At 60.9% G+C, this 19,032-nt stretch carries 16 protein-coding genes; 1 reads left to right on the top strand and 15 read right to left on the bottom strand.

Annotation, left to right across the window (positions count from 1 at the left end):
* Nucleotides 1-112: 112 nt before the first annotated feature.
* From ACSQ9E_RS33070 to ACSQ9E_RS33010, 13 genes are all read right to left on the bottom strand, one after another.
* Nucleotides 113-2,134 carry an adenosylcobalamin-dependent ribonucleoside-diphosphate reductase gene (locus tag ACSQ9E_RS33070; protein ID WP_436220350.1) on the bottom strand — a complete coding sequence of 674 codons (2,022 nt, stop codon included), beginning with the start codon at nt 2,132-2,134 and terminating at the stop codon, nt 113-115.
* 304 nt (nt 2,135-2,438) lie between these two features.
* Nucleotides 2,439-3,566, bottom strand: a complete 1,128-nt coding sequence (dnaN, locus tag ACSQ9E_RS33065) for a DNA polymerase III subunit beta (protein WP_436220349.1) — start codon at nt 3,564-3,566, stop codon at nt 2,439-2,441.
* A gap of 228 nt (nt 3,567-3,794) precedes the next feature.
* Entirely contained in the window at nt 3,795-4,307 is a 513-nt protein-coding gene (locus ACSQ9E_RS33060) for a single-stranded DNA-binding protein (RefSeq protein ID WP_436220348.1), read from the bottom strand.
* Nucleotides 4,304-5,254, bottom strand: coding sequence for a hypothetical protein (locus ACSQ9E_RS33055; RefSeq protein ID WP_436220347.1), 951 nt, complete (start codon nt 5,252-5,254; stop codon nt 4,304-4,306). Before ACSQ9E_RS33055 ends, ACSQ9E_RS33060 begins: the two co-directional genes overlap by 4 nt.
* Before the next feature lie 62 nt (nt 5,255-5,316).
* A complete protein-coding gene (locus ACSQ9E_RS33050) occupies nt 5,317-5,994 on the bottom strand; it encodes a hypothetical protein (protein WP_436220346.1) in 678 nt (225 codons plus the stop codon).
* A 1-nt stretch (nt 5,995) separates the two neighbouring features.
* Nucleotides 5,996-6,961 (bottom strand): AAA family ATPase, encoded by a 966-nt coding sequence (locus ACSQ9E_RS33045; protein ID WP_436220345.1) that lies wholly within the window; start codon nt 6,959-6,961, stop codon nt 5,996-5,998.
* Between the two features lie 14 nt (nt 6,962-6,975).
* Nucleotides 6,976-7,677, bottom strand: a complete 702-nt coding sequence (locus ACSQ9E_RS33040; RefSeq protein WP_436220344.1) for a hypothetical protein — start codon at nt 7,675-7,677, stop codon at nt 6,976-6,978.
* Between the two features lie 82 nt (nt 7,678-7,759).
* Entirely contained in the window at nt 7,760-7,906 is a 147-nt protein-coding gene (locus ACSQ9E_RS33035) for a hypothetical protein (protein WP_436220343.1), read from the bottom strand.
* Nucleotides 7,907-8,321: 415 nt separating this feature from the next.
* Nucleotides 8,322-8,963 (bottom strand): DUF4400 domain-containing protein, encoded by a 642-nt coding sequence (locus tag ACSQ9E_RS33030; RefSeq protein WP_436220342.1) that lies wholly within the window; start codon nt 8,961-8,963, stop codon nt 8,322-8,324.
* A 6-nt stretch (nt 8,964-8,969) separates the two neighbouring features.
* A complete protein-coding gene (locus ACSQ9E_RS33025) occupies nt 8,970-9,578 on the bottom strand; it encodes a hypothetical protein (RefSeq protein WP_436220341.1) in 609 nt (202 codons plus the stop codon).
* A 15-nt stretch (nt 9,579-9,593) separates the two neighbouring features.
* Nucleotides 9,594-11,534 carry a conjugative transfer system coupling protein TraD gene (traD, locus tag ACSQ9E_RS33020; protein ID WP_436220340.1) on the bottom strand — a complete coding sequence of 647 codons (1,941 nt, stop codon included), beginning with the start codon at nt 11,532-11,534 and terminating at the stop codon, nt 9,594-9,596.
* Nucleotides 11,534-13,456, bottom strand: a complete 1,923-nt coding sequence (locus tag ACSQ9E_RS33015) for a TraI domain-containing protein (RefSeq protein ID WP_436220339.1) — start codon at nt 13,454-13,456, stop codon at nt 11,534-11,536. The genes traD and ACSQ9E_RS33015 overlap by 1 nt, the downstream gene beginning before the upstream one ends.
* A 40-nt stretch (nt 13,457-13,496) precedes the next feature.
* On the bottom strand, nt 13,497-14,774 hold the full coding sequence (locus ACSQ9E_RS33010) for an EAL domain-containing protein (RefSeq protein ID WP_436220338.1): 1,278 nt from the start codon (nt 14,772-14,774) through the stop codon (nt 13,497-13,499).
* 353 nt (nt 14,775-15,127) lie between these two features.
* On the opposite strand from ACSQ9E_RS33010, the gene ACSQ9E_RS33005 reads away from it, so the two are divergent.
* On the top strand, nt 15,128-16,267 hold the full coding sequence (locus tag ACSQ9E_RS33005; protein ID WP_436220337.1) for a hypothetical protein: 1,140 nt from the start codon (nt 15,128-15,130) through the stop codon (nt 16,265-16,267).
* A 46-nt stretch (nt 16,268-16,313) separates the two neighbouring features.
* Here the strand turns inward: ACSQ9E_RS33005 and ACSQ9E_RS33000 are convergent, their stop codons facing one another.
* Complete coding sequence (locus ACSQ9E_RS33000) at nt 16,314-18,083, bottom strand: ATP-dependent helicase (protein WP_436220336.1); 1,770 nt, start codon at nt 18,081-18,083, stop codon at nt 16,314-16,316.
* Between the two features lie 58 nt (nt 18,084-18,141).
* Nucleotides 18,142-19,002 carry a hypothetical protein gene (locus ACSQ9E_RS32995; protein WP_436220335.1) on the bottom strand — a complete coding sequence of 287 codons (861 nt, stop codon included), beginning with the start codon at nt 19,000-19,002 and terminating at the stop codon, nt 18,142-18,144.
* Nucleotides 19,003-19,032: the final 30 nt, after the last annotated feature.

The raw sequence follows: 19,032 nt of genomic DNA, 5'->3' as shown, positions 1-19,032 counted from the left end.
GGATGCGGCAAGCGCATTCGTGGGCCCATTCTATTGATCCGCTGTCTTGTGGCAAGCGGATGCGGGCAAAAAAAAGCCCCCCGTAATGGGGGGCAAGAGAAGAAGCTGTTGCTCAACTCACATCGCAGGCCGAGTACCCGCAATCGCATCCGTCGCACCCGGCTTTCTTGACCAATGTCATCGCATTGCACGAAGGGCACCGGCGTTCCATCGCCGAGTAAGCGCCGCTCTCCTGGGGAACCATTGACTGAGTCACCGGTGGCGCAGCCGCAGGCAGACTACCAGCTGCGATGACCGATCCCAGCAGAACGTTGTTCTCCCGGTAGGTAGTGATGCCCTTGAGCCCAGCCTTCCAGGCCCGCAGGTAGACGCCGGCGAAGTCGGCGAACGGGTAGTTCGCTGGCACGTTGACCGTCTTACTGATCCCGGCATCGATCAACGGAGCAGCTGCCGCAATAACTGCTAAGTGATCGTCGACGGTCAGATCGGCCACCGTTGGAAACGCAGTGGGGTCAACCTTTGGGCCCAGCGCGTTCTGCGCCGCACGATAGGCAGCGTTGAACACTGTGCTTTCCACTCGCGAGCCATCCTTCTGGCGAACACTGCGGACCTGGCTCAATGCGTAGATCGGCTCAATGCCGCTGGACGCGTTGTCGCCGAACGTCAGCGCGATCGTTCCCGTAGGAGCAAGGCTCAGGAGATGGCTATTGCGGATGCCGTGTTCCCGAATCATGTCCTTGATGCGTGCCGGTAGGCGGCTTGCGAAGGTGCCTTCGGCCAGAAACTCTTCAGCTGCAAACAGAGGGAATGCACCGAACTTGCGCGCCAGCTCCACCGAGGCCTCGTAGGCAGCATCACGCATCTCGCGGCCAACGCGGTCTACGAAGGCAACCGACGCCTCGCTCCCATAGCGCAGCCCCAGCATCGCCAGGGCGTCTCCCATGGCGAAATAGCCCACCCCGATACGTCGTTTGGACCGCGCTTGGCTCTGCTGTTCCGGCAATGGCCACCTCGAGACGTCAAGCACACGATCCAGCATCTCCACAGCTCCGGCCACGGCCCGACGAAAGCCCGGGTAATCAAAGGCGGCCTCACCGGTGAACGGCTCGCGCACGAAGCGCGACAGGTGCATCGACCCAAGGTCGCAGCAACCGTAGGCAGGCAACCCTTGCTCCCCACAGGGGTTGACGGCACTGATCGTTTCCACGGCCCGAAGGTTGTTGTCCCAGTTGATGCGATCGATGAACACCACACCAGGCTCTGCGCCATCGTAGGTATTGGTCATGATCTGTTCCCAGAGCACCTTGGCCTTCACTGTCCGGTACACGTAGACCGTGCGGCCATCGGCGAGCACTTTAGTGGCGCATTCGTGACTCGGCGGTGCCGAGTGAACCAGGTCAAAGTCGTCATCGCTCTCCACGGCCCGCATGAACTCATCGGTGACCGCAACCGAGAGATTGAAGTTGCTCAAGGTCGCGAAGGCACCCCTGAACGCCCACGCAAAGGCTGGTTGGTCGCGAAGCAGCCCCAGGACTAGCTCCGAGCTCCTCTCGTCGAGGCCAAGAGCCGCAAGGTCAGGGAGCTTCTTCGCATCCACGAACCGCTCGATATCCGGGTGATCAATGCGCAGCACGCCCATCTGGGCACCGCGGCGATTGCCTGCACTGTTGACGGTCTCGCACATCTTGTCGAAGACCCTCATGTAGCTGAGGGGCCCCGAGGCATCGGAGGCGGTGCCAAAAACCCGCGCGCCGGCGGGACGGATGCCACTGAAGTCATAGCCCACGCCACCACCCCTGCGCATGGTCTCTGCCGCCTCGCGCAATGCCTCGAAAATGCCTGGCTGACCATCGATATGGCCTGAGATCGTGTCTGCGACCGGCTGCACGAAGCAGTTCAGCAGCGTCACCGCGAGATCTGCACCGGCACCACGGTTGATTCGGCCGGCGGGGACGAACCCGAGCCGCATTGTTTCCTGGAACCTGCGTTCCTGATGTTCATCGCTTGCGAGCGCTTTGGCCACCCGTGCCTGGATTGCGGCTACGCTGGACTCCCCCTGCTGGGCGTACTTTTCCAGCAGCAGCGATTGACTGAGCGCCTGCAGTTCAGGCGCGAAATTCGTTTCGACTTTCATGATGAGGACTCTCCTGAGTTGTGTAAAAGCGGGCAGACGCCCGCCTTTGCCAACTCCGAGGGAGCAAGCAAAGGCTGGCCCCTAGGGTCCGAAAAGCTCGTGATGTGCTGCCCAGGTCTGGGAGCAATGGGGATGCGCGCACCGGCACAGGGACGGAGCGGAGGAGAAATGGAAAAGCCGTCCAGCTCATGCACCCGAGGGGCAAGAACTGAACGGCTTTGAAGGGGCTGCAATAAAGCGCAGCTACTTGACTGGAGGCTAGGTACCTCTGGACGACTGGACTATATGCCTGCGTGCCCGCCTGTCAACTGTCTGCGGTGCTGCTAACCCGCGTAGGCATCACCAGGTGCACCGGGCCGGTCTTGTCCACGCTACGCACCAGCAGCGGTCCACCTTTCGTGCTGAAGCCCAGCTCGACCTGGTCGGCAGGGATCGCCGCCATGGTTGCCGTCAGGTAATGCACGTTGAAGGCGAACTGCTCGTCGGCGCCGGCGTACTCAACGTCGACCTGCTCATGTGCTTCACCGTTGTCGGATGCAAGGTCCAGAGCGAGCACGCCGCTCTGCAAAGCCATGTTGACGCCCAGGGGGCTGCTTCCCGCCATCACGGCCATTCGAGCCAGCGAATCAGCCAGCACGCGCCGCTCCACGACCACCTCGACGTCAACCGCCTTGGGTATCACCGCCCGGTAGTCCGGGGGTGAGCCGTCTATGAGCTTGCTGATGATGACCACGTCACCGAACTTGAACTCTACCTGGCGCCTACCGACAGAGATGAGCACAGGTTCATCCGACACGGTGAGCAACCGCTTAAGCTCAAGGGCAACTTTGCGAGGCAATACGAAGGCACCAGGCGCACCCGTAACGAGCACCTCCAACCGGTCGGCGAACGCCATCCGATGGGAGTCGCATGCAACCATACACATGCCAAGCTTCTCGCTGCGGATGAAAGCCCCCTGCAGGTACGGCCGATGATCTACAGCGCCGGCCATTGCGTAGGTGACTTGCTCCAGCTGCTCGGCGAGCAGGCGCTGGGGCATAGTGAGGGTGCCGAGGTATGGGTCAGGGACGAACAGTTGAAAGTCCTCTCCCGGGCGCGTCTGCAGCTTGAACTCGCTGCGCCCGGCGCGAATGACGGCTTTGCCGCTATGCGACTTGACCGTCACGACCTGGTCAGAAGGAACCGAGCGGATGATTTCCACCAGCTTCCTTGCGTCGATTGCAAGGGAGGTGTAGCCCCGCGGCGGGCCAAGGGTAGCTGTACTGGTGGTCTGACTCTCTGTGTTGCTGGCCGTAATGGACACCAGGGCGCCACGCTTTTCGATGAGGAAGAGGCCCGACACTGGGTCCGCACTCCTGCGGTCAATACCGCCGACTGAGGCCTTCACGCAGGCCAGGATGGCCTCCTGCGACGCCGAAATGATTGTTTCCATAAGAGGTCCCAAATTGGGCGGGCACCTCCCCTCGGGAAGTACCCGAAGGATAGAAGACGACCGTGCAGATCGCACGGCCGATGAAGTTGGTGGTACCGCAGAGGCACCGATCCGCTTGCGAGCGAGATAGGGCATTTGAGCAGGCCAGGGCGCTCAGCGCAAGCATCTGCGTCCCCAATGAAAACGCCCCCGCTGCTTTCGCAGACCAGGGGCGTTCACTTGACGGGTCTAGTAGACCACTTTCGGCACCGCATCTTGCGCGGGCCTGCTCGCGCTCTCGCGTTGAGCTTGAGCACGCTGCGGTACCGGCTCGGTCCTGCGACCGCCAACACCTTCCGAAGCGGCCTGCCTCAAAGGCTCGCGCCGGCGGCTGTCGGAGTCGCCCGCATGGGAGCCTTCGTTACGACCCACTTTGCCGCCGGAGTTACCCGAACGCTTGAGATCGTAGGAAAGTAGCTTGTAGAGGACTCGCGTCTTCTGAACACCATCCTTCTCCCAGGTCGAGGTCTCTTGAGACCCCACGGCCGTGATCTCGCTGCCTGCAGTCAGATGCTCCGCGAGTCTGCGCGCTTCGTCATTCCAGGCAACAAATGTCACCGACTCGACGACTGACGTCCACGCGCCGTCGACCTTGGTGTTCCGCCTCGAACAGATGTCGAACTCGCACTTGAAAAGGTTTTCCCTGATCGGCCGGAGGTCCGGCTGCCGAGGACAAAAGCCGCTAGCGGTGATGGTGATCATTGAACGCCCTTTGCGCCCTTACGCAGCATCTCCACCTTGAACAGGTTCTTTGTTCTTCCCTGCCCTATGGCCATTCGGTCCATCAGAGTGATCCTGACGCGATCGCCGGGCTTTGCCTGGCGCTCGAACACTTCACGCTCAAGTTCCACACCGTAGTAGGGAATATGAACACCGTTCACCTCAAGCTTGACACAGAACGCTTCGTAGGTGCCGCCATTGCCCTGACGAGGTGTCTTGCCCATCTCGACAATCACACCCTCCCGCGCTTCGCCGGCAACTGGATGAGTTGGCACCGGAGCAGGCACTGGAGTCGCAGAGACGCGAGGCGCCACCGTTGCTTGCGGCTCAGGCTCAGGCGCCTTCGGAGGCAGAGCTTCCGCCACAGCGGCCTTGACCACCTCCTTTTCGGCCGGGGCCGGTGGAGCGATTGAGATTGCAGGCGTGACCTTGCGTGTACGCGACACGCTCCCCCTGGAGTCCTTGGTATCGCGTTCGTTGGACGCAGAGGTAACCAGGCGCACTACGTCATCCGCGGCCTGTTGACGAATTCGCTCGATGGCGTGATCGCCGTCCGCGGGGTCCCATTTGACGTCCGTCATGTAGTAGCTGCTCTTGCGCATGCGAAGAATCGCGCGCACTTGCGGATCTTCCACGCGAAAGACACGGCGAATGATCTGCTTCTCTGGATACAGGTACAGCCAGACCCTCCCCACGGAGACATTCTTAGCTGCCTCCAGCGGAACAATAACCACCCGCGAGGCGGGCATTGTTTCGATCTCGCCGGCACGCCAAAACACCGCGTTACCGGGTTCGAGCTTCGCCGTGCGGAATTCTGCACGACCGACCTCCCGAGCAGGCTCAACATCGAAATGCTGTGGCCGCTCAGCGTTGCTGCCAAGGAATCGGGCGAAGCCAGCTGCCAGGCCTTTGATGGCCAGCTTGGCCATGCGAGTTGCGATTGGAGGCTTGTCGCCTCCCACCACGATTGAATTTTGAGTCATTGAATACCCTACAGGTAGTGTGAAGCCGGCGCGCCGATGGCGACCGGAGATTGGTTAGCTAGCAGCATTGCTACTCCCCCTCCAAGTGCCTTCTGGGCCTCGTGGATTTGGGGTTCAGCAAAGCTGCCGGAGAGCCACTGCACCCACTCAAGTGGCGCAGCGGAAGGAGGCCGCTCGGGAAGACCCGGATAGCGGCCGAACAGCTGCCAACCGGAGTTGATCGCCTGTTCACTTACTGCCAGCGCGAAGACTGGATGTTCGGCCGTCGCCACCAGGTACTGCGCGTGCAGATCCTGGCGGCTGAGCCATTTGCGGAGATAGTCCTGGGGCACACCGGCTTGCACTGCGGCCCGCGCGAGCAACGTCTCAAGATTGGCCACCGCTCGCTCAACGTCGACCGGCTCACTGAAGACCAAGTAGCCAGGGTCGGCCCTGAAGTCTGGATGGGTTGCATCGAAGACACCCGTCGCTTCATCGAAGAAGCAGGCGACCTCCGAGCACTTGAAGCCAGACCTGGCCCAAGACCCGATATGTTGGCCAATCGCACCGAGTGAGATCAGCCGGTCATTGACCACCTTGCCGGCCTTTACGTGGAGAGCCAGGCGCTGTGCGCCAGAGGTCTCAAGGCCCCACTGTTCTAAGCCGTTTGGGGTCTGGCGCGCGTACACATTGAACACTTTGACCATCTCAGTGATCGAGCCCGGAAACGCTCTTGAAGACCTCGAAGGTTTTCGCTCGCATGGCGGGCGACGGGGTGTGAAACGCGCGACTCAATGAGTAGTGCAGCGGTGAGAGATTCTGGGCTCGCACACTTTGGTACGCACACTGGAGGCGCGCCCACCGCAGCGCAACGCGCGTGGACATCGGCTTTTCGATGCTGGGATCTTCTTGCCGATACAGGGTCCGCGTCTGGATTGCAGTCTTGACGATGATGTCGGCTACGAGTTGAGCATCCGCCTCGGTAGTACCCCGCTTCATCAGCGTTTCCTTCACGATGGCAAGCTCGAGCTCGGGCCGGAGGTAGTCAACCTCGACCACCATCCAACGCTCGTCGTTCGCTGCGTCCTGCACGTTGCGACCCGCAACGGCAACTCGGCTGTGAATGGAGTTCTCAGTCGCGAACACCCTGAACGTCGGCGCGGCTTTGATCACCTCTCCCGTTTCTGGGATGGTGATGCTATAGCCCTCGAGCAGCGCATTCAAAGACGTCGCTGAACTCGGCGCAAGCGTGTTGTACTCGTCAAGGAGCACCGAGGCACCGATTCGAGCCGCCTTGATCACCGGGCCATCAACCCACTTGAGGCTGCCGTCCAATTGGGGCATGAGTTGGCCGTTGAGGTGATACGGCTGCGTGTCCGAAGAACAGGACATGAGGTAGAGCGGCCAGCGCATGCGTGCATGGAATTGCTCGATCAGCGATGTCTTGCCCGCCGCTGGGTCACCGATGAGCTTCAGTGCAGGCTCCTTGGCATCCCAAAAAACCATGAGGTCCTTGAGGCGCGCCCTTTCGAACGCATAGAACTTCTTGGCCGGAACGTCCGGTGTATCGTCTGGTCCACCTTCGAACATGGCCTCAGGAGGCACGTCGAGACTGAACTCTGCAGCAAGGCTGCGTTTCACCAGTTCGCGAACTGGAAGTTGGTTGTTGTGCATGGGGATTTCCATTTTCAAGCGGGCATGTACTGCCCGAGCCCTGCTTTGCGCAGGATGTGACGAAGCCGTTCAAGGACCACTTCATGGCTGACGCCTGCATAGGCGCAGCATCGCTGGAACGTGAACGGAAGTTCGGAGGCGTGTACCGGTCTGTACTTCTCTACCGAATTGAGCATTGGCCGAGGTGTTGGCGATTCCTCGTCGGGTATCACCTTCTTCTCGACCCAGTACCTGATATCAGGCAGGAAGAACCACCGAAGCGTTTCGGCCTTCTCCATCGGGTTTCCCTTGCCGGCGAGCACAGCCAGGCTGTGCTCTAGCAATCCCACGTGCAGAATCGCTACGCCCTGATCCGTGAACTGATCGCTCACGCGGCCTGTTTCGGCCAGAGCGGGCTCATCAGCATCAGCGGCGTCCGAGTGGATGTTCGGGGCACCGGCGCCATAGGCGTCACCCAGGTTGTCCTGAAGATCTCTCAGGGCCGGGGAAACATCGACGGGTGGTGGGCCCTCGTAGAGCGGCCTTTCGAGCAGTTCCAGCTGCTCTTGCAGCGGATCCACCCAAACTACGCGAGGAGAGACCACGCGAAGTTGTCGCGCGGCGGCATTTTGACCTCGCCTTTGCAGCCGTGCGTTCAGCACCTTGGCGTCCTCGTCTGTGAAGAACGAAAACTGAGCTTGGTGCATCACGCTGCTGCCATGCATGGGATTCACCATGACAGGCTCCAATCTTGGGATGTTTTGGTAAAAAAAATGGGGACCCAAGAGGGTCCCCATGTTTTTTGAAAGCTGCGAAGTGTTACTTCACTGCTTCGTCGATCGCCTTATCAACCGCTTGAGCGCGGGTGGAAAGGTCGGCTTTGCCCTTTGCAACTGCAGGAGCTGCGTTGGACAGGACCGTGGCAAAGGATGCTGCGGCAATGATGGCTGCTACGAAGAACTTCATTTTTGACTCCAAAGAAGAAAAAAATGCGGTGCAGCCACCTTGCGGTACTGAACCGCAAGGGGTGATGACGTCGTCAAACGTCGGGGGGTGGAGCGCCGGAGGGCGTCACTGTTGGGAAGGCACGAAGCCTAATTCGTCGCATCAGCGATGAAAACGGAAGTGGTCTTGAGGGTGACCGCTTTCGTTTTCACCGAAAAGGAAGTAAGGGAGCAATCTAGTGCAGCTCCCTACCCCGCGTTCAGGTCCATTGGACCCGGGTGGTATTCACTTTCGTGGTGCCCGGCGCCGTCGCACCCTGGCAATGTTGAGCTCGAAATGTGGCTTGTTCCAGCTACAAGGCTGCAGAGCCTTCGCCCTGCAACGATTCAATTATTCCCGTCATGAAGCAACTGTCAACCACATGAAGTGCTGCAGTTCAGTGTTTCCCAAAAACAGGCTGTGTGTTCGCAATCAGCAGCGCGAGAGGAACGCAGCCGATAAGCACCCAAATGGGAACGATGGAGGGGTCCACGCCCCAGGGCGCGGACAAGTAGAACAGGGGAGCGAAGAGGAACGGCACGATGATCATCGACAGGAGCGAGAAGGCCGCCGGCCTCATGGAGCCGAACGTATAGCGCTTCACTGCGCGCTGCCCAAAACCGTCCACTACTGCAGCGATCAGCACGGGGGCAAGCACCCCGAACCAGATCAGCATGATCATGAACCGCAGGCAAACCACGTACATCGACTGCAAGAAGCCCGTGAATATTCCGTTCGCCACTCCGATCAGAACCTTTGCGCCGTCGCCCATCTGTTTCTCGTGGCGCCGCTTCTCGTCTCCGGTGACAGTGCCTGCGCGCGCCAGGTTGGCCGCGTACTTGACCGGCGAGTCACGGAAGAGCAGATCAGCCTGGCTGACGATCCACCCACCGACTCTGGGCCCAAAAGCATCTTGGGTAGCCTCGATTTCGCTCACGACAAACTTCTCCATCGAGTCACCTCTGCGGACGAATGGATTGATGAACAGGCTGATGAGAAACAGCGCAAGCCAAATCCGGATGTGGGACTTCGTATCCATTGCGTGCTACCTCATCGAGCGCAAAGCAATTCCCAGATCCTTGGGAGAACAGGCCATTGCCAGGAGCTTTACCTTGAAGCCAGCGAGCATGTCCCGATCCACGGTGTGAGCGCCATACACACACACCCTGGTAATCGCTCCGCCGGCAACCCAGTCATCGAATCCCACGGCCAGTGGATCCCACTCAAGGATTCCCTGTGGAGACTCCCCGATCGTCGAATGCACCGCCAACTGGCTCAGGGTGCCTGCCAGCGCGTTCAAGTACGAACTGAACACCGCCCGGTGCCCCTCACCCTCGCCCACGGCGCGCACCGCCTCTCGCGTGGCGGCCTCGAACCCTTCCACCAGGAGTGGCACACCTAACTGCCTGCCCCACTGCGCACCCGCGGTACGGGCCATCGATTCGGACGCTGCCTTGAGGTTTGGATAGACCACCCAGTGGAGCCGAATTGCCTTCTTCATTTCGCTGCTCTCGGTGATTGCATGGAGATCGAGGGGTATATGGCGATCGACGTCGAACTCGTAGATCCGGTCGCATCCCTTGAGGGTCAGTGGCGCGCCTAGTTGGGCGACGTCGGATGGTTCTGCTGCTGGGCGTAGTGGGATAACTGCCATGGGTTGGAATTGCGTCTATTGGAGTTGCACGACCGGGATCCGGCCTTTGAATTTGAAAGACCGGTTGAGCAGCGCGAAATACTGAAGGTCTGGCATCTGGGGCAGCAGTTCAGGGGGGATCAGCGGCACTTCCTTGTCACTCGCGCTCAGCCCATGGTTTGCCGAGAACTCCATGCCGGTGTCCTCGGTTTTGCTCCCCACGCCCTTGGACTCGCCAAAGACCTTGATGTTGGTCAGGCCGAACTTCTCGCTGACCATTTCTTGGGTGTCCGGGTCCTGAATGGCGCCAATGATGAGGTTGTTCATATTGCCCATGAAGCGCTTGGCGGATGCCGTATCGCCGCCGAATGCATGCACAAGGTCCGAGAACGTTTGCCCCAAAGCCCAGATGAAGACCCCAGCCCCGCGGCCTTTGTTGGCCTGCTGCACAAGCGGTTCGCACATTGCATCGCCCCACTCGTCGACCACCAGGTGGATGCGCCGCGGAGAGCTTCCATCATCCCCTTCAAGCCCGTGGTTGTAGATTTCCGCCGCAACCGATGCCAGGTCGGCCATGCACATTGCGCTCAGCGCCTTACCCACCGAGGGATCGGCCAGGGCGTCAGTGCCTATGTACAGAACGTGCCGGCCCTCGACAATGCGCTTCATGTCCATGATCGGCCGTTCGTCGGTGAGGTCTTCGTAGTCCGGCGACAGCAACCCACGCAGATCGTCTGTCGTCAGCTTCGTCAGCATTGGAAGGATGGACACGATCATCTTGCCGAACCATTCCTTGTTGGCCTCAAGGATGTTCACGAGCCCGGACACCTCCTCGGGCTTCATGGGGACTCCGACGCGCTCTGACTCCGCCGGACTCTCCGGCACATCTGCGAGGAAGACCATGATCATGGCGGTGAGCTCCGGTGAGCCCGTCTCGATAGCGCCCTTCTTGGGCGGCCGCTTGCTCTCCCCGGCCAACTTGTTGAGTTCCTGAGTGACGCGATCTCGCAACTGGGGAGCTTCTTCGGTGAAGAACTTCTTCAGCGCCTCGTATGCCAGGCGCTCCACTGAGGTACGGGATTCCATCGCCATCTTCAGCGTGAGCAGATTCACGCGCCGGCCAACGTACTTGATGCCGTTGGTGATGCGGTGCACCGCGTTCCAGCAGAACTCCTTGAACGAATCGCCTTCTTGGCTGCCCAACACCATGGAGATCCGGGATGCGACCTGCGACACACGATCCCAGTTTTTGAGCATGTCCAGCCTGATGGACTTGCTCGCGAATGCCGGGTGCAGCATCATGAACTTGTCAGGTATGCCCGTGTACTCCGCTGCCATGCGGCAGATCTCGCGCAGCTCATGGTCCCCCTTCGGGTCAAAGACGATGACCACGTCGCCTTTCGCGATCAGCTGGGTGATGAATAGCGCGGCCAGCCGGGTCTTGATGGCTCCAGTCGTTGCAATGATGGCGCAGTGCCCTTTCAAAGCGTCCATGGACACGGTCACATCGCTCTCCTCCGGGTGTAACCCGTGGATCCACTGCAGGCCTCGTTCGTCAGCAGGGTTCCGCTTGATGCCGAGCAATCGCAGCATCCAGCGCTCCGGGTAGATCTCCGAAAGATCGCGCTTGCTAACCTCATATGCCAGCGCTGTATGGCTCGGCTCCCACCGCCATCCCCGGCCAAGCCACAGGTTGTTCCCGATCGCTGGCATCGCGTCCAGTAGATTGCGCACGGGCATGATCTCGACCGGCCTGCCGATGAGCGCCAGTTGCTTCACCACCATAGTCCTGGCCACGACGCCCCGCCGCAGCGCCATCATTCCAGTGACAAGGCACAGCCCGGCGACGGCGAACCAGCCCAGCTGAAAGACTGCGCCCACCAGCACACACCAGACGAATGCGAAACTCCAAAGCAAGGAAGAGCGGGCCTCGAACACTGGCCGCAGCAGCGACTCGATTTCCTTTGGCTTCGCCATCAGAGGCCTACTTTCTTCGTCAGGATAGTCGAGAGGATGAAGCACACGGCCTTGTTCGCCGTGCCTTCCGGTATGACGATGTCTTGAACCAAGCGTCCAGGTGTGGACGGATCAACATGGAGAAAGCCAGCACTGACCAAGGCCTGCAGGAAGTCAGGCGGCCTCGCCACGACCTCGGCAAGCATTGCCATGGGCACCGCGACACCGGTAGTCATAGTTCGGGTCTGCCCCTGCGACACCTTGCACAGGGCCACGAGTTGGGCCAGCTGCTCGGCTATATAGGGCTTGAGGACGGTACGAACGTCCTTCGGAAGGGATTCAGCGTGGCGCACCTCAGCGCCCTCGGGCACCCCGCCGCCCCCGCTTCCTGAGTCCTGGGCTGGCGGCTTGGGCGCAGCGAGTTGGTTGACTTGCTTGTCCGTGGCCACGTTGCCAGTCTGGGATGCCGAACTGGTAGCCGCACCAGCTCTACTCGCGGTGCCGTGTCCCTCACCCACCTTGGCATCCACCGGATCGCCAGCAGTCCCAACCGCTTCATCCTGGCTTTTGGCGACGGCCGGGGCTGCCACTGCAAGCGTAGACTCCAGAATGCTCACACCGGGCGCCGGTGGCTTCGGCGCCTGCAGCGGTGCAGGACCATCCGCTACTCTGGGCGCCGTGGGCGACGCTGGCGCGCTGGTGACAGGGGGCAGCGGATCGTCTCGCCGGACGACGGACATCGCCACTGGTCGCGACTTTGAGAAGTCGCTCGGCAAATATCCGTCGATGAGGCTATCAGCCTTGGCAAGGCGAACCGCAGCTACCACCTCGCCATCCTCGTCGGCAATCTCCGAGAACGGGCCCATACCCGCAGAGACCTGGATCAGGCCTGCATCTTCAAGATGAAGCAGCAGCCCGCCAAGCGTCGTCGCCACCTGAGGCGCCGACTTCTGCAGCAGCAGTAGGATGTCCTCACCGGCCCGCGGCCACTCAAGGTACACCCCGCTCGCATCTACGAACAGCGGCGCCTTCTGTAGGGTCCACTTGCCATCCGCCAACAAGGTGCGCATTGCGTCCACGAGGTGCGGGCCCACGTGGGTACCAAATTGCAGGCGACCATAGCTCTGGGGCTGACGTGCGATTTCTGCAGCACAGATCTTGCGCCACATCCCGTCCACGACGTCAAACGCATTCCCGTTCTGCTCCGTCCTAGCCCCTGTGACGATAGACAGCAGCGCGGTGGCCAGCTGGGGCGACCCCTCCTCTATCCAGCGGAATGGCGCGTCGCCCGCAATGGCAAGCACAAGAGCAGCGCTCGTCGACGCGGGACCCGGCGTCACACCAGACCTTGGCCAGGCGCAGTAGACCCGATCGGCATGAACCTGGGCCAGCCATTGCTCCATTGGCATCGCCCGCACAGGCCACGCCTCTCCCGCAGCGGTTGTCACCTTGATCTGCTCCAATGTCCGGCCAAGCGGCCACAGTAGCCCGGCCAAAAAGCAGACGTAGCGCCAACGCACCTCAAGCCGATGACGCTCTTCCACCCCAAGCGTACCGGTAAAGATTCGGCCGTCCGCGGCCTGGAACGCGCCGAACGCCAGCTCCACGCTGGCGCGGAAGAGGCCCCCTGGCCCAGAGTAGATCCCCTCCGGGCCGGCGGGCAGGTTGGAGACATAGCCGGCGACGCGGGACAACGGCTCCAGGAACCGCGTTTGGAACAGCTTTGCGTCTTGCGCGGCATGGACTTTTAGTCGCCGAATAAGTGGCTGCTGCGCCTCCATCAACTCTGCGACAGGAGCTATCGGCAGACCAGGATCGTGAGGTGGGTACTGCACGGCGCCTGGCGTGGTCAACATCCCCCTAGCCGGCGTGATGGCCGCAGGCGGTGCGTGCTGAGCTGTCGCAGGCGCAGAGGCGCGTTTGAAGAGATTGAAGATCGACATGTTCACTTATTGTTGACGGCTGACTGCGGCAAACAGTGGCCTAAACCTGCCCGTTTCGGTCTGTATGGGGGTCCTTTCCAGTCTGGAGGCCACGCAAAGCAACACCTGCCAACCACAACCGCATCGCTGGCTCTGAAAGAGGCATCGAGAACAGCGAGCCCTGCAGGTGCTTGCAGCCGAGTTCAGTGAGCACTTCAGCCTGGAACTCCGTCTCCACTCCCTCGGCCGTGGTGTCCAGGCCAAGCACAGCTGCCAGCCTGATCGTGGACTCAACAATCGCGCGGTGGTATGGGCTCGACTCCATCTCACTGACGAAGGAACGATCAATCTTCACGGTGTCGATCGGGAGCTCGTTCAGATAGGCGAGCGATGAGTAGCCGGTCCCGAAATCGTCAAGCGCTATACGGAACCCGGCCGCCTTGAAAGCACAGAGCAGATCCCGCGCCCTTAGACCGCGGACCGCTATGCTTTCCGTGATCTCCAGCTGCACCTGCTTCGGCCACAAGCCAGCAGTTCGAACAATGCCGACGAAGTCTGCGACGACGCCCATGTGGGTGAGTTGGGCGGCCGACACGTTCACAGACAGCAGCACCGGTGCGCCTGGTAGCCGCTCCAGGACTTTGAAGAAGTTGCACGCCCCGTCCATGACATGGCGACCGAGAGGAGAAATCAGCCCAGCCGATTCCGCAACTGGAATGAACTCTGCTGGCGAGACCTTGCCCAACTCGGCGCAACGCCAGCGGGCCAATGCCTCAACCGCGTGCAAGGTGTAGCCAGGCCCGCCCGGCACATCGGCTCGAGCCACCACGGGCTGGTAGTCGATTGAGAGGCCGACCCGAGTTTTGATGGCCGTAGCGAGCAGTCCCTCCATGCGTTCTGTTCGGCAGTACAACTCGGTCCTGCTGGGGTCAAAGACCAACCCAGACCCAGGTCCGCGCAGCCTGGCGACTTCCAGAGCTGCCCTTGCGTTTGCCACCAAGTCTGTCGGTTGGCCTGGAAGAGCAAAGGCACACCCCAGCGTCAGCAGGGCGTCCGACCCCAGCACTGCGCCGTCAATAGGGCGGCCCATGACCTTCAACAGGTCGTCCACGCCAAGGTGCGCGCTGTCAGCCCCGAACAGAGCGACGAACTCGTGCCGGCCAACTCGCGCCACCATCAACGCTATCCACGGGCCGGCTTGCGATGCGCGAGCAGCTCGCGAGACGAGTTCCGCTAGAACCATTTCTCCGGAGTCACTTCCAACGAGCTCCTGCACGCGCTGCAACCCAGATGCGTCGAGATGCACGAGGCAGAGGGCAGCAGATCCGTGCTGGTCCATCAAGCGCTTGAGACTGCCGGCAGCGCTTGCCCATCCACCCTGGGGCGCCCACAGTACGCCGCTTGCATGCGTAGTGGCTGGTCGCGCGGCGCGCGGGGTCGGGCTGGCTGGGTCGTGAAGATGCATTTGGGTTCCCTACTCCGCCCAGACTACATGCGCAGTCAACGACTCAAGGGCCCAGATCCGCCCGCTTCGGGCAGCATTTGCCTCTGACCTGGCCAGCACTGCATTGGCTTGGCCAAAGAGGCCAGTCGTGCTAACTTCCGCGCACACAACCTCGCTGCCATTGCAGCATCCAACATCCTCCTCAGGGCCTACCCTGATGGGTGGCCCTATCCGATTCGAAGGAATTTATGGGCCACTATCTGTCAACCGATGCGCCGCCTGGCATGGCGATGTACGCATCCGAAGGTGTGCTGGCCGCCATGGCCGCAGCCACTATTTCTCGCGGTCACGCCAGCCTCCTTTGCGCTCTACGCCCAGGAACTCAGGAAGGCGCCCTCAAAGCGCTGCTCGCACTACCATCGCTCCCTGGAGTAGAGGACCTGATGCGCGGCATCGAGGCGAAAGCAGTAGCACTGCCAAAAGCCGCCTTCAATCAAGACGATTGCGGCAAATGCCGCTTCAACAGCACGAATCATGCTCAGCTCTTCGGTACATCCATCGAGCCGGGCATGTGCGTCAACTCCGAGTGCGCCACCTCAAAATGGGAAACCCACTTGGAACAACTGCGAGAGCAACTCGCCGCGAAGCACCGCATCATCAGGATCGCTCCGGTGAGCCAGCACGAGCACTTCCGATCCGTCGTGCCCGAGGGACCTTTTGGCCTCGGTCAGGAGCAGGCCAGGGCCTGTCGAGAGGAATGCCAGGAATTCGGCGCCGTGCTGTGTGGAACAGTTTCCACCCCCACCTACGTCCTTGAGGACGTCTGCACCAACATGGCATGCCATGTTCAGAAAGTGGAGCTGGCAAGGAAAGAGGGCCTTCTGGCCTCGCGCGACCGGCTTTGGCGGGCGGCTCTCGTACAGCACCTGTCTCTTCTGCCACGGGCCACGAACCGCGCGGTTCTGATGGCCATGCTTTCGTGTGGATGGAGCGCGCCCAGGGACTTGCGAGCTGCCGCCGACTTGGACGAACAAGCAACTCCTGCTGGCGTCCTCAAGCGCTGGTTGTCCATGGCCGAAAGCGAGCTGATCGAACATCTCGCTGGGGCGGCCGGCAAGCTTGTCGCAGGTGCACCAGCACATCAGGTCGGCGAAATGCTGCGAGCGCTACACGTGAAGCTCCAGGACTACTCCTCGATGAGCAGAGAGTTTCTCAAGCGACTGAGCGTTTCGGAGATTGATGAGGTGCTCGGAGACCTGAATGTTCCGGTCTCCGAAGAGCTACGACGAGCCAAGCGCGCCGGCCAGGAAGCCTACGCCGCCGCGGCGATGGCAAGCGTGAGCAACGAGATGCTTGACGGCTACGTGCCGCGAATGTTCCGCTACTGAAATCCAACAATGCGAGGCCAGCCACATCTGATGTGGCTGGCCTTTGCTATTTGGCGACTTGGAAGCCCGCCTCCATCAAGAAGTGCGGAAGTGGTCCACCGTAGGTTATGCGCAGGTGCTGCCGCGCTCGGGTCATGCCGACATAAAGCACGCGCCTTTCTGCCGGTGCCTGTGTGAGGGTGGTGTCGTCTTCCCGCTCAGCACAGTCCACTAGGTAGACGTTGTCGAACTCCAGGCCCTTACTGGCATGCATCGTCATCAAGCGCACAACGCCAGGACCGGGCTCCCGCTTCTTTTGGTCGAGCAGCGCGCGCAGCCGAGCGGACATCTTTCCCTCTAGACGATTGAGTGCAGCTGTCACGTACTCCAACCCTTCGCGCAGCCGCTTCACCTTTTTGCTGTCGTCCTTGTTCTCCAGCGTCTGCACCCAGATCGCATACTCTCCAGCCGATTCACCGATGAGCGCCACCAGCTGGCCCTGGGCCAGTCGCCTGCGCCATCGAGCGCACTGCGTAGCCACCTGCTTGAGCACCTTCAGAACATCCGGTGACGTAGTTTCCAGCGAGGGTAGGCTGCCCTGTGCGAAGCCGCCTGGGTCCTCCCTCAGTGCATACAACAGCTCATTGATCGTAGCGTTGGGAACCGACATGAAGCCGAGCGCTAGACTCAGCCCATCCAAAGCACCCTCGACCAAAAAGCGCATCAGCGCGAGATAGCTCGCGATATCGTCGCGGTCCCAAAGTGACGTGCCAGGCCTGTGATGCGGGATACCCTCAGAGGTCAGCGCTACTTCCACTTCGTTGAGCGACCTATTGCGCCTGGCGATCACCGCGCAGTCATAGGGTGCGACCAAGCGTTCCAGGATGTCTTTTGCAACCCACTCGCACTCTGCCTCCAGCGTCCCGAAGGACATCACGCCCGTACTTCCGCCTGTGCCCTTCACGGCAATCTGTTGCTTGTCCACCCGGTCCGGATTGTTGAAGGCGATCAACCGCGTCGCTGCCTCGACAATCTCTGCATGCGAGCGGAAGTTCTCGGAGAGTCGAACGATCTGCGCTCCGCATTCCTCCACGAACCTCTTCATACCTTTGTAGCCCGTTGCCGCCCGCCAGTCATAGATCGTCTGATCGTCGTCGCCAACCAAGGTGGTGCACACGCCCCGGCTACCATGGGATCGGGCCATCAACATCTGCAGCTCGTCACTGTCCTGGGCCTCATCCACCAGCAGGTCGGTGCACGGAAAGAGTTTGAATTGCCCGGTGGACACGCCGAGCGCGCATGTTCGCTTTACAGTTGCGAGGTCCACCATGGCACTCGCCTGTAGCCACTCGTAGTACAGCTGCACGAGAGCAAATGCGGGCTCCATCTCCCTTCGCATTCTTGCCACCAGTTCGTCGCGTTCCAGTGTGGCCTGGTAGGACTCGAACCAAGGCAGGATTTCGTCCGCGCTTCCCAGGCCATGCTCGAAGATCAGCTGTCGCAGCTTCGGACCCTGGGCCTTGGGGCTGAGCAGCTTGTGCTTCATCGCGCCCTGGTCCTTGAGGTGCCACAGTGCCAACGAGTCAAAGGTCCCCACGCGAACACGATTCTTCGGATAGTCCGCACCGGACGAGGTGAAGCGCTTGTGCAAGCGTTCACCGAGCACGCCTGCGGCTTCCACGGTGAACGTGCACATGATCAGCTGACGCGCGGGATCTTGGAGGATGCGCTCGGCCTTGGCGATCGAGGTCGACGTCTTACCCGAACCAGGGCCTGCGAAGATGATGAGGTTGTCGTCGCAGTCGATTGCGGCGACCTGGGAGGGTGTCAGCGACATAGAAAAAAGCCCGGCTGGGACCGGGCGCTGTGCTCAATGCAGATGGATGGCTTGTGGCTTAGGCACCGGCTGTGGCGGCGCTCTCCGGTACCGCTGCCAGTGACTCGGCCGCAGGCGCCGGAGCTGCAGCGCTCTTGCGTCCTTTGCCTGCGGCAACGCCTGTGGCGACCAGGCCATCAAGCACCGCCTGAGGTGCGCCGCCGAGTGCAAGAGTCTGGTCGGCGGCTTCCTCGGCGTCACTCGCAGCGCCTGCCTCGGCAACAGCACTTGCCTGCATCTCAAGCGCCTGCTGCAGCTCGGGGTCCGACCCTGTGCTATCAAGACGCTGCGCTTCCTTGCGCACGGCGATGCTCTCTGCCCGAACCATGGATCCGAAAGCCCGCACGGCCTTTCGGCAGGTCAGCTCGGCGTCTTTGCGCTGGTCTGCGGAGAGCACGCCGTTCAGCACCGCGCTGCCCGTGGTCTGGTACAGCTTGTCCAGCAACTGCAGGACTTCCAGGTACTGCAGGGCAGATGCGTGAATGATCGGCACGATCTTGTTCTGACAGTTCAGGTAGGCGCCGTCAGCCTTGTACCCGTTCTGGACCAGGAGCTGTTCCACCCGAGTCGTGTTGAGGGTCAGCAGCTTCTTGATGCCGGCGAGCTTCGTGGTGCACAGGTTCGCGAAATGATCGAGCACAGCTGGATTGAACGCTGGGCGACGTCGGTAGATGTACTCGGCAAACAAGCAGCGCGAGAGCACCTTGAAGTCATGCTTGTACTGCTGGCGAACCGCCGGGTTGAAGAACGATGCTGGCCGGAAGATCAGTGGGTCTTGAAAGCCCTGGGTGTAATCCCCACCGAATGTTTCGATGAAGGCCTGACGTTCCTCATCTTGGACTGTGTTGAGTTCTGAAGGATGTTGCGCTTTGTTTGCCACTGTTGGCTCCTACTGATGATCTGCGATCAA

Origin of the sequence: Acidovorax sp. LjRoot118 (genome assembly GCF_964253575.1) — a bacterium.
GTDB lineage: Bacteria > Pseudomonadota > Gammaproteobacteria > Burkholderiales > Burkholderiaceae_C > Acidovorax.
The sequence above is the reverse complement of the archived record's forward strand: the minus strand, read 5'-3'. Positions and strand labels throughout refer to the sequence as shown.